This is a genomic window from Microvirga arabica (assembly GCF_016811235.1).
GTDB classification, from domain to species: Bacteria; Pseudomonadota; Alphaproteobacteria; order Rhizobiales; family Beijerinckiaceae; genus Microvirga; species Microvirga arabica.
Map to the genome: position 1 here is coordinate 1 of NZ_JAFBID010000184.1, position 1,634 is coordinate 1,634.

The 1,634-nt window shown below is 54.5% G+C and carries 1 protein-coding gene and 1 pseudogene; both read left to right on the forward strand.

What is annotated here, in order from left to right:
* The first annotated feature begins 127 nt into the window (after positions 1 to 127).
* Positions 128 to 1,006 carry a glycosyltransferase family 2 protein gene (locus JQC81_RS34605; RefSeq protein WP_203275843.1) on the forward strand — a complete coding sequence of 293 codons (879 nt, stop codon included), beginning with the start codon at positions 128 to 130 and terminating at the stop codon, positions 1,004 to 1,006.
* Positions 1,007 to 1,426: 420 nt separating this feature from the next.
* Positions 1,427 to 1,634 (forward strand): annotated as a pseudogene (locus JQC81_RS32315) (IS630 family transposase); the annotation flags it as partial.

Here is a 1,634-nt window from a genome sequence, read left to right on the forward strand (position 1 = left end):
GATACGGGCTTCTGACCGCGATCGGAATCGGCGGGATGTATGCCGTCCACCATCAAAAGCACGCCAACCAAACCCGTATGAGTCAATCCTTCTTGCTCTTGCCACCTTTGAAAGCAGGGGAACACGCATGAAGATCTCAGCCGTTATTCCGACATTCAACCGTGCATCTCTGATTGAGGGTGCGATCCACAGCGTGCTCCGACAAACTGTCCCTGTGTCGGAGCTTATAATCGTGGATGATGGATCGACCGATTGCACAGAAGACCTTGTCAGGAGGCTTTCGATTAGCGATCAGCGGATCATCTTTATCAAGCAGCAACGTGGAGGTGCTAATCGCGCGCGGAACGCTGGTAGCAAAGCTGCTACGGGAGACTGGATAGCCTTCCTCGATTCGGACGACACTTGGGAGAAAGACAAGTTACGTTTGCAGCTGGCAGCCCTCGCGGAAAACCCCGGCGCTGTTGCCTCATTTACTGGCCTCCGTAACATTGGAGTCAATACAGAAAAAATATATCTTCCGCCATTTGACCCGAGCCTTTTTGAAATTAGATCTGCAAACGTTCTAAGTACAACCTCAACGGCAATGATCAACAAAACGGTATTTTGGGAAGTTGGCGGATTTGATCCTGAATTGCCCAGTTGTCAGGATTGGGATCTATGGTTTCGCCTGCGCCAGAAAGGTCACTTTGCCGTCGTGAGGCAACCTTTGGTCCGCTACAATTCAGGTCCCCATGAGCGAATAACGTCCAATTTCGGACGCGTCATAGATGGGCACGAGCAGGTCTTTCGACGATTGAGAGCCGGAATCGAGCATGATCGACAGGCATCGCGAAGGATTTCAGCGAAACACAAACTTGTCCTAACGGAAGTTTACCTCCGGTCTGGAGATCCAAAGACCGCAGTAAGGCAGTGCATGTCGTCGCTCCTTACGAGTCCATCGAAAAGGGGAGTGCGCCTTCTTGCGACGTCTGCACGCCATTTGGTCACGGGCCTTCTTCACCAGTAGCAACATATCATCAGGATTTCTGGAGCAGAGTGCAGAGTGCAATGGTCCAGTCTGGCGGTTTCTTTGAGCCAGACGAATGCTGGAACTATCTCTGGGCCGCAGGATATGCGTCCGCTTGTCCGTCCGATGCTTGTCTTATAATTTTCACGTCCTGATCGAGCAAGATGGGGACACCGCTAGCGAGGCGCGAGCTCGCTGGCGGTGGGGGATGGGTCGTCCCGATGCAGACCGGTGCGGGTCGAGCTAGTCGGACTTGAACAGCCCACAACTCATTGAGGTTGAAGGATTCTTCGTCTTCGCGAAGCATTGTAGAATGCCGGCATCTGGGGACTGATACCAAGTCCCTGAAGAGCTGACTTGTTCGTGATTTCCCGGATTGTGGCAGGTGTGATTCAGTTTGGTGAACCAGGGAGGTTTACCATGCCGATCCCCCTCCGCTCTGACTTCAACGCGTCTGAGCTGCGTGCGCTTGCTCGCAAGACCAAGGATGGTCCGCAGGCCCGCCGACTGCTTGCGCTGGCGGCGATCTACGATGGAGGCACGCGCACCGCGGCGGCGCGGATCGGCGGGGTGACCCTGCAGATCGTGCGCGACTGGGTGGTCAAGTTCAACGCTCAAGGGCCTGAAG

Coding starts and splice junctions, on each gene's coding strand:
- JQC81_RS34605 (WP_203275843.1), top strand. CDS start 128: ATGAAGATCTCAGCCGTTATTCCGACATTCAACCGTGCATCTCTGATT.